This is a genomic window from Acinetobacter sp. CIP 64.2 (assembly GCF_000369645.1).
Taxonomy (GTDB): Bacteria; Pseudomonadota; Gammaproteobacteria; order Pseudomonadales; family Moraxellaceae; genus Acinetobacter.
On the sequence record NZ_KB850119.1, the window covers coordinates 1 to 9,615 of the forward strand.

General features: G+C 37.9%; 9 protein-coding genes. 4 read left to right on the forward strand and 5 right to left on the reverse strand.

Annotated features, from left to right (window positions below):
* Positions 1–103 precede the first annotated feature (103 nt).
* Together repM and F895_RS18720 are read left to right on the forward strand one after the other, a co-directional pair.
* Complete coding sequence (repM, locus tag F895_RS18725) at positions 104–1,039, forward strand: replication initiation protein RepM (RefSeq protein ID WP_005237873.1); 936 nt, start codon at positions 104–106, stop codon at positions 1,037–1,039.
* 68 nt (positions 1,040–1,107) lie between these two features.
* The gene (locus F895_RS18720) at positions 1,108–1,653 is read left to right on the forward strand and encodes a plasmid replication DNA-binding protein (protein WP_005237874.1); all 546 of its coding nucleotides are present in this window, start codon (positions 1,108–1,110) and stop codon (positions 1,651–1,653) included.
* Positions 1,654–1,933: 280 nt separating this feature from the next.
* Here F895_RS18720 and F895_RS18715 read toward each other — a convergent pair whose 3' ends face one another.
* On the reverse strand, positions 1,934–2,848 hold the full coding sequence (locus F895_RS18715; protein WP_005237875.1) for a LysR family transcriptional regulator: 915 nt from the start codon (positions 2,846–2,848) through the stop codon (positions 1,934–1,936).
* Between the two features lie 100 nt (positions 2,849–2,948).
* On the opposite strand from F895_RS18715, the gene lysA reads away from it, so the two are divergent.
* On the forward strand, positions 2,949–4,199 hold the full coding sequence (lysA, locus tag F895_RS18710) for a diaminopimelate decarboxylase (RefSeq protein WP_005237876.1): 1,251 nt from the start codon (positions 2,949–2,951) through the stop codon (positions 4,197–4,199).
* A 170-nt stretch (positions 4,200–4,369) separates the two neighbouring features.
* Here the strand turns inward: lysA and F895_RS18705 are convergent, their stop codons facing one another.
* Positions 4,370–5,140, reverse strand: a complete 771-nt coding sequence (locus F895_RS18705; RefSeq protein WP_005237877.1) for a sulfite exporter TauE/SafE family protein — start codon at positions 5,138–5,140, stop codon at positions 4,370–4,372.
* Between the two features lie 686 nt (positions 5,141–5,826).
* Between F895_RS18705 and F895_RS18700 the strand changes: the two genes are divergently transcribed.
* Positions 5,827–6,873 carry a ParA family protein gene (locus tag F895_RS18700; RefSeq protein WP_005237878.1) on the forward strand — a complete coding sequence of 349 codons (1,047 nt, stop codon included), beginning with the start codon at positions 5,827–5,829 and terminating at the stop codon, positions 6,871–6,873.
* Between the two features lie 76 nt (positions 6,874–6,949).
* Here F895_RS18700 and F895_RS18695 read toward each other — a convergent pair whose 3' ends face one another.
* The 3 genes from F895_RS18695 to F895_RS18690 all read right to left on the reverse strand — a co-directional run bounded on the left by F895_RS18695 (position 6,950) and on the right by F895_RS18690 (position 8,560).
* Positions 6,950–7,846: a DUF4747 family protein gene (locus tag F895_RS18695; RefSeq protein ID WP_005237879.1), complete on the reverse strand. Its 897-nt coding sequence runs from the start codon at positions 7,844–7,846 to the stop codon at positions 6,950–6,952.
* Positions 7,847–8,006: 160 nt separating this feature from the next.
* Positions 8,007–8,177, reverse strand: coding sequence for a hypothetical protein (locus tag F895_RS20005; RefSeq protein WP_005237885.1), 171 nt, complete (start codon positions 8,175–8,177; stop codon positions 8,007–8,009).
* The gene (locus F895_RS18690) at positions 8,174–8,560 is read right to left on the reverse strand and encodes a hypothetical protein (protein WP_005237886.1); all 387 of its coding nucleotides are present in this window, start codon (positions 8,558–8,560) and stop codon (positions 8,174–8,176) included. The genes F895_RS20005 and F895_RS18690 overlap by 4 nt, the downstream gene beginning before the upstream one ends.
* Positions 8,561–9,615 lie beyond the last annotated feature (1,055 nt).

The following is a 9,615-nucleotide window of genomic DNA, read 5'->3' on the forward strand; positions in this document are numbered from 1 at the left end:
TATACCACACCAAAAAGTCACCTATACCACACCAAAAAGTCACCTATTTACACCATTGATTAATGATGGTGTAATAACACCACGTATAATAAAGGTGTAGCAAATGCCTACCAGTGAATTAATAGTAAAAGATAATGCTTTAATTAATGCGAGTTATAATTTAGATACCGTAGAACAACGGTTAATTCTACTGGCTATCTTACAAGCAAGAGAAACAAAAACAGGGATTGATGCAAACACTAGGCTACGGATCCATGCCAGTGACTATATGAGCAGATTTAATGTTAGTAAGCATGCCGCCTACAAAGCCCTAAAAACAGCAGTTACTAACCTTTTTGGTAGACAGTTTAGCTACCAAACAATTGATGAAAAAACAGGAAAATCAAAGAAAGTAATTTCTCGATGGGTTCAAAATATTTCTTATATTGATGATGCTGCAACCTTAGAGGTTACTTTTACAATGGATGTAGTCCCTTTAATTACACGTTTAGAAAAACAATTTACAAGTTATCAGTTAAAACAAGTTACCCAATTAACAGGAAAATATGCCATTCGACTCTATGAGTTGCTTATAGCATGGCGTGAAGTCGGTAACACTCCTATATTTGAAGTTTCTGACTTTCGTTCGAAGCTTGGCTTAACTTCAGATGATTACCCAAGACTAGATACATTTAAACGACGTGTACTTGAATCAGCAGTAAAACAAATAAATGAACATACAGATATCATCGTTAAAGTTGAACAGCATAAAGAAGGTCGCTCTATTTCTGGGTTCTCTTTTAGCTTCAAACAAAAAAGAAATCAGAACAAAGCAATAGAACGTAAGAAAGATCCCAATACATTAGATATTTTTTCCAGAATAACAGATGCTCAACGCCACTTATTTGCTAACAAGCTTTCGGAATTACCTGAAATGGGGAAATACTCTCAGGGCACTGAAAGCTATCAACAGTTTGCAATAAGAATTGCTGAAATGCTTCAAGATCCTGCTAAGTTTCAAGAATTACATCCTTATCTTGAAAAAGTTGGCTATCGTTAAACTACTGATGTAACGTTACATGATTAATTATTGTCTAAAAGCATACAGATTTTTACTTGGGTTACATAATGAAAGCACTATCTGTTATTGAGTTATCACAACTTTATGGGATGAATCGACAAAGTATTTATAAGCGTATAAATAAAGGAGATTTATCAAAAAATAGTGATGGGAAAATAGATTTATCTGAAGCCATAAGAGTATTTGGCGAACCATCTAATAAAAATAATAATGTAACCCCGTTACAGTCTACTACGGTACAAAAAGAGACAGAAGTAGACATGCTAAAACAGCAGGTAGACATACTAAAAAAACAGCTAGAACTTGCACATGAGCGAGAAGTTTTCCAACGAGAACAGCTAGAAGCAAAAGACAATCAAATAGAAGCTATACAACGACTGCTAGAAGCCCCAAAAACCAATATGACTACGTTTACCGATCAGAAACCTAGCCAAGATATAGTAACGGATCCTCGGTCAGAACCTGAGCCGAAACATGACGGATTGACTACTCCGGTCGAAACAGAAAATAAGCGTATTCCAGTTCCGGAGCCGGTTGAACCGGAGCAGCCGAAAAGAGGATGGTTAAGCCGGTTTTTCTTGCCGAATGGCTAAGAGGCTTGTTTAGGTGTACTAATCAAAGCTGTGGAACTTTGATCAAAGAATAGGCGTGGAACGTGAAAAATCATAAAAAAAGCCCGAACAGGGACGTTCGGGTTATAAACTAGAAACTACAGCATTGATTTCTATAGATAATTATAACGCATTTCGTATAAGGTGTATTATGTTAATATTAGAAAATCTTTAGATTAAAAGAAATTTTCCGGATATAAAAATGAGAGAATATGTCATCTGATTAATTGATCCTGTGTAACAAATCCTCTAGTTTCTAGTTCTAATAAAAACACTGGTCAAGGTGGCTCAGGTCTGCACTGGCTTTGCGGGCGGTGTCTGCGAGAACGCTCTGCAGGGGGTGCGGAGCTGCTATTTCCGGAAGAAGCATATTCACCTGGTAACCGATGGCAACAGTAAGCGACCGTACTACTAGGTCCGGTCCGCTTAGTTCCATTGCGGTAAACGGATTTACGATGGCAACGCCAAGGCCTTGACGCACCATGGCGCAGACAGCCACTGAACTCGTGGTTTCAAGCAAGGTTACGCGATGTACTTTAGCGTCCTCGAACATCGCATCAATGGCGGTTCGATATGGGTCGCCAACCGCGAGGCTGATGAAGCGCTCGCCTGTAAAGTCGCGTGGTTGCAGTCGTGCCTTGCGGCACAGGCTGTGATCACGGGGCAAAACAGCCACTTCATTAACTTTCAGTAAGGGCTGCAAGGTAACTCCAACAGGTGCCTTTTGGGTTTCACTCAACCCCAGGTCAAAACGTTGTTCACTCATGGCTTGTTCCAACCAAGGCGACTCTAAGGGATGTACGCTGACTCCTAGTTCAGGATGTGTATGTGAGAGATATACCAGTGCGCGCGGTACCAAGGCATGGGCCAATGCCGGTAAACACGCAATGCGCAAGCGACCTGTCGCTTGCGTGCGCAATTCACTGGCTCGCGCTGCGATCTGTTCCAAGCCTATAAACGAGCGTTCTACTTCCTGCATCAGCGCGAGTGCCCGCACGGTAGGTCTTAATCGGCCCCGCACCCGGTCAAAAAGGTTAAACCCCAGTAACTGCTCCAAACGCCCCAGCTCGCGACTCAAAGTAGGCTGGCTTGACGCACACGCGTCGGCTGCACGTCCCAGATTGCCGTGCAGCATGATGGCGCGAAACATCGTCAGCTGGCGATGAGTTAAATTCATATCAATATTGAATAGTTAAATAATAAGAATAGCATTGATTGAATTGACCATGAAGGAGATCATCTATGATTGAATTGACTATGAAGGAAATCATCTATTTATGAATCCTTTTACTCCCACTACCATCGCTCCTTTGGCCCAGCAATTCAGTACCCCGCTGTGGATCTATGATGCCGACACCATTACGCGCCAGATTGCCGCTCTGCAGTTGTTTGATGTAGTACGTTTCGCTCAGAAAGCCAATTCTAATACACACATCCTTCGCCTCATGAAGCGACAGGGCGTAGTGGTGGACTCGGTATCTTTGGGTGAAATCGAACGTGCGTTAGCTAGTGGTTTTACGCCGGGCTTGCACAACGGGCACGCAGACATTGTGTTTACGGCTGATCTGCTAGACCGCGCTACGCTTGCGCGCGTGGTGGAACTAAATATTCCTGTGAACTGTGGCTCCATGGACATGCTGGATCAATTGGGTGCAGTCAACCCAGGGCACCCGGTGTGGTTACGCATCAATCCAGGTTTCGGGCATGGCCATTCAAAGAAAACAAATACTGGTGGAGAGTATAGCAAGCATGGCATCTGGCATGGCGACCTAGTACGCGCCTGCGAAAAGATCAAGTCAAACAGCCTGACTTTGCATGGCCTGCACATGCACATCGGCTCAGGTGTAGATTACACGCACTTGCAAGAAGTCTGCGGTGCCATGCTGAAATTGGTAAAAGTAGTGAATGCGCAGGGTTTGGACCTGCACGCCATCTCGGCTGGTGGTGGGCTATCCGTTCCCTATCAGACTGGTGAACCCACGATTGATATAGCGCACTACTTTTCATTATGGAATGCAGCACGCCATGCTGTGGAACAACTACTGAAGCACCCAGTGAAACTAGAAATAGAACCAGGTCGCTATTTAATGGCCGAGTCTGGTGTGTTGGTCACTGAAGTACGCGCTACGAAGCAACAGGGTGCCAACCATTTTGTGATGGTGGACGCCGGCTTCAATGATCTAGTTCGCCCAGCTCTATACGGTGCCTACCACGGTATGGAGTTGATCCACTCTGATGGCACAGCGGTTAATGGCTTGCAGTTTGACACAGTAGTTGCCGGACCTCTGTGCGAGTCGGGAGATGTGTTTACGCAGGGAGACGCTGGCATGGTGTTACACCGATCCTTGCCGCAGGCACAGGTGGGAGATCTGCTGGTATTGCACGACACTGGTGCGTATGGTGCCTCCATGTCATCGAACTACAACGCTCGCCCGCTGATTGCCGAAGTGCTGATGGAAAATGGGGAGCCCCGGCTTATTCGACGAAAGCAGACGGTGGCTGAGCTGCTCGCGCTGGAGGCGGTGTAAGGTAACCAGACAAAATCATCAACTTATCCAACTGGACCAGCAGCTACATAATTCGAATTCTAGATGCTCACCCTAGCCTTATTTGAAAAGATTATCCAAAAGATGGGAGCTTTAAGCTCCCATTTTTGATTTCGTATAAGGTGTATTATGTTAATTTTAGAAATATTTAATTATGGGAAGAAAATAGATATTCCCATTCGACCAATTAAAAATACTAATAGAACAAGAAAGAATATTCGAATAAAACCACTTCCATAGCGTAAAGCCAAAAATGAACCTACTATAGAACCCACCATATTGCAGACAGCCACTATCAATCCAATGTTCCATAGAACATGACCCGAGGGTATAAAAAATAGTAGTGCAGCACTAAATGTTCCTAAATTCACTAATTTTGCTGAAGCAGAAGCATTTAAAAAGTCGAATCCAAAACATTTAACGAATAGAAAAAGTAAAAAACTTCCGCTTCCAGGCCCAAACACCCCATCATAAAATCCAATGAGAGCACCAAAAAAAATCCCTAATAGAATTTCCCTTTTACCACATTGAATATATGTATGAACTTTGCCTAAATCTTTCTTGATGAATGTATAAATTGCCATTAATACCAAAAGAAAAAAGACAATATATTTCATCAATTCTTTGGGAATGAATGAAACAGACATAGCACCTAAAAAGGCAAAGATAAATGCTGAAACCATAGTAGGTAGCATCAGTATCCATACAATTTTTATTCTTTTTATATAAGTAAAAATAGAGGAAAGCGTTCCAGCTAACACAGCTAATTTATTTGTTCCAAAAACAGTCGCTAAACTGTATTGCGGTAAAGCATGTATAAGCGCAGGCAATTGAACAAGACCACCACCTCCAACGGCAGCATCAATTAAACCGCCACAAAAAGCAAAAAAACCTAATACGATTAGAATATTTTCAAAATCCATATGAGCTAAATAATTCCTTTGGAAAAATGTATTTTTATCGAGTTTAATATTTCTTATAAAAGCTGTAATGATGCTTTTAAGTGTTTAATTATTACACTAAATGATGATCCATTTAACATAATAGAGCTTATACGAAACGCGATTTAAAATAGTTTTATATTTCAAAAAGTTATGATATAAAAAACTGGGACGCAAAACCTAAAAAGCCGACTTGGAAACAAGTCGGCTTTTTTATGAGCAGATTTGATACTTCTCGCCAATAAAACCGGTTAATATTTAATCAAAATCAAGCTTTAGTGTGTGTTATCAATCCTCTCAGGACTTAAATCATCCCCAATTTCTGCGGACAACTCTTGGGATAAAAATAGGCCAACTTTGTAAGCTAAAACTTACATAAGTTTAAGGATTTTGCGGATTGGTAATTCAAGGCATTAATCCTATGATTGCTATATAGGGAACAGGATGTTTCCAGAAAAACAAGAATAAGAAAGTAGCGCAAGGAATGGGCAGCACGAGATCAGCAAGACGAGCAACCCAATCTAGAAAAGCCCGACAGGATGTCGGGCTTTTTTACTTTAAGTAACGTGCTTTTATGTTAAAAACATTCTAATTCCTAAAGAAAGAGTAACAGTACTAATTTTAAATACATTACTATGCGTTAAAGTTTAATCTTCTGAGAAATTGCTATGTCAGTATATGGTTTATGGAATAACAAAGGCGGTGTAGGGAAAAGCTATTTAACATTCCAAATAGCTGCAGAATATGCTGTCCAAAATCCAGAAAAAACTGTAGTTGTCATCGATCTATGTCCTCAAGCGAATTCATCAATGATGCTATTGGGCGGTGTAGTAGATGGATATAAAAATCTTGAATCGCTTAAAAAGAATACAATTTCTGGTTATATTGAAGAGAGAATTATTAGTCCATACATCGACCCTAAAAAGGGTTATCTTTATCTGACAAAAGTCAATGATTTCAATGAAAAAATTGAGAAAAACTTGTATTTAGTCGCAGGCGATAATTCTTTAGAATTACAGGCAGATAGTATTATTTCTTCTACGCGTTCTGGTCCAGGAGATGCTTGGCAGAAAGTGCACTTATGGATTGCTGATCTTATCACGAGTATTAAAGATAATTTTAAGAATCAAGATACTACTTTTTTTATAGACTTTAATCCGAGCTTTTCTATCTATACGACTATTGGTTTATCTGCCACAGATAATTTATTGATTCCATTTACTGCCGATGGATCATCTCTACGAGCTATTAGAAATGTGATTTCACTAATATATGGATCAAATAAACCTGGTGTACCAGATTCATTATTCTTCCAAAATAGTAAACAATTTAGAATGACTATTCCTAAAATTTATATGTATATCGGTAATAGATTAACGCAGGCTAATGCTGGTGCTGCAAGTGCATTTAAGTCAGTAATAAATGATATAACTGAAGAGATTTGGAGTTTGTGGAAGTCGGACTCTTCTGTATTTCAGACTCATCCATCAAATGCACCTACTCCAAAAAATGAGAGACTATTTAAACAAATGTTTTTAGCAGAAGTTAATGATGCTAATACAGCATCTGTATATTCAGGAGTTACAGGTATTCCTATGCCATTAGTTACTTCAGGGCCTTCTAAAAATATGAATGGTAAAAAAGTAACTATTAACCAATCACAGCTGAATAAACAAATACCTAACATCAAAGACTTAGTTTCTAAAATTGTTTAATTAGTAAATTTATAGCCAACATCTTGTAAATGTTGGCTTTTTTTTAATTTCATTTAGCATAGCATCATGTAAAATCTTAAGAAAGTTGTTCTGCTATTTTTCTCGTTTCTCGTATTAAGAAATCTCCATAAACGTCTTCTGGAAAAATTTTTAAACGTTTTGTGAATGGTGAAATGTTAAGCGTGCTTTTCTTTTCTGTTAGATTATCTATATTTTTATAATGAAATTTTACAAATCCATATTCTATGGCTAATCTAATAAAATCTTTATTTAGATCAGTTAGTTCTAAAAACTTTGCCTTTTTACTTTTAAGAACCTGAGAATAGGACTCTAAGTTACTATCCGCCAGACTTTTTAAGAAAATTCTATCTTTATCAGATAAAACTATATTTAGATCATCAAAAGAATCAGGAATATTATTTATAACTGCTTCAACGTAAGTCAATGTTTTATTATGATTAATATCATCAGCCGTAATTTTTTCATAAATTGGCGTTATTTCAATTCGCTTAAATTTATTATTTAGTGTAGGTGTATTAACTAATTTTTTAAGAAATTCTTCAACAATTGCATGCGCTGTTTTATTCTTTTTAAAAGATAATTCACAAATAATTTTTCTTTCTGATGGATAGAAAACGGCACTAAAATCTTTAGGGTTTGCTTTATAGTTTGTCGGAATATATCTATTAGTGTCTAATTTTACATTTTGAGATTCTACCGTGTCTCTAAAATTACTAGTAAGCCCTGTACTTTTAAAGATCTCACATCTAAAGCCATGCTCTAATTTATCTTCATTTAAAGGCTTTATACTGTCAAACTTTACGTAATTGGAACGAGCTTGCAAAGGTACTTCACGAAGGTTCCCACTTAGATCCAAAAACAAATCTACATATGTCTTTGTTGAAACCTCGTCAGAAAAAATCTGTACATCAAAAGCTGTATAAAGAACAGAACATGAACGTGAACCTGCCATATTTCTCTCATTAATATTATCGAGCAATAATTATACATTTATTGTAAATTAAATATAATCTTCTTCTTCTTTTTCATAATCATATAAGTTGTTACAACTTGTATAATTAATCCAAAGAATTTTTAGTAAATAAAAATAGAGTACTGTATTAAAAACCAGATTAACTCTGGTTTTTTTGTTCAATCTGATCATTGGCCTCAAACATGCCAGGATTGGTAATCCGGATATTTTCCTGACAATTCCCACAAAGCATCAGCCCTGAAAAAAGCTGTACGTTTTCCCTTGAATCACAGAAAGCACATGGTTTAGAGAGTTGAATAATATTGCTCATGGCTTTTCCCCCGCAAAATAGTGCCTTTGAGCATATGCATTTCCTCTAGTTTGCATTAATTGGATGTCTCCTCGATCGACTTTTAGATGCATCAGCATCCCAATTTGAAACATATATATATGGCCAAAGTCTTCAAAGAATTTTTCATTTAAATAATTGGCCTCAGTAAACTTATCGAGGGAGTAATTAATTTGCTTCTCAAAATCATTCACCAATGTTTCAATCCGATTGGCCTGCCGTTCAATACTGGCCATCTGTAAATTACTGGTCAGAAGATCCCGCAGATAAGTCCCTAATTTATCGCCCTTCAACTGAGCCAAACGCTCATATTCTTGTGCGACCTGATTGTCTAATCTGACGGCAACGGTTCGAGTACTGTTCATGAAAAACTCCTACAATTTGTTTTCAATCTAAGCACCTAATTTTTAAAAAGTAACTATCAAATATAAGTAAACACTGTTTTAAGTTTTAATGATTACAGGTTAAATATCTAATATAAAAAGAGAAATTTACATAAAAACGTAAACAAAGGTGATTACAAGCTATCTCATTGTTTTGTAAGTAAATATTGCACTTTATTTGCAACAAAACGTGTTTACAGCTAAACCTATGAAAAATAATAAAAATCATGCTAAAAGCGTAAACGCTTTCCAGATAGATGAAAAATCGCTGTATCCCTTATAGGATAAGGCTTTGGAGCCTTTATCTTTAGATGCGTGGTGTGTGAACCAAAAATTGCCGGTATGTACCGGCTCCTAATCCATTTAATTGACTTAACTGACAGTAAAGATAGTGCTTGGCCAAAAGAGATCCTGACTATTGTATTTTTAAGAGAAAAATCTATAAGCGAAAACTCTAGCCTACAGATCAAAAATAAAACCTAAGTTAAAACGCTCTCACATGCGATTTCAGCCACATTTTTACATAAGACATAGAATCACTATTGAAATGAGTAATCAGATCAAAAAACGCAAATGAGCGCCAAATAGAGACTATTTTTATTCTAATCGGGATGAATAGAGCGAGTGTCTACGAGCGAAGCACCAAAATTCGCACCTCGACTCTCTGAAAAACAGCTTTTTAGGCTGTGAAGCCTAAATAAGCGTAAATTACATGCAGAAAATTGGGCCTAGATCGAGCGTAGCGAGTAAAAAGCTTTATGAGCAAAGCGAATTCCGAGTTTCTTTTGCTCTTGCCTTTGCTTTTTCTCAAAGTCACAACTGAAAGAGCTAAAAAATTGCCCCACGAATCGAGCGAAAGCGAGATTCAATAGAGTTTGAGCGTAGCGAAAACCAAGGGCAATTTTTCATTCCCAATGCTTTTAATAATTTTTAAGTTTTTAAATGCTTTTAGATCTGCTGTAAGCCTTTATTTATAGTATATACAAGAGATATACCACACCAAAAAGTCACCTATACCACACCAAAAAGTCACCTAT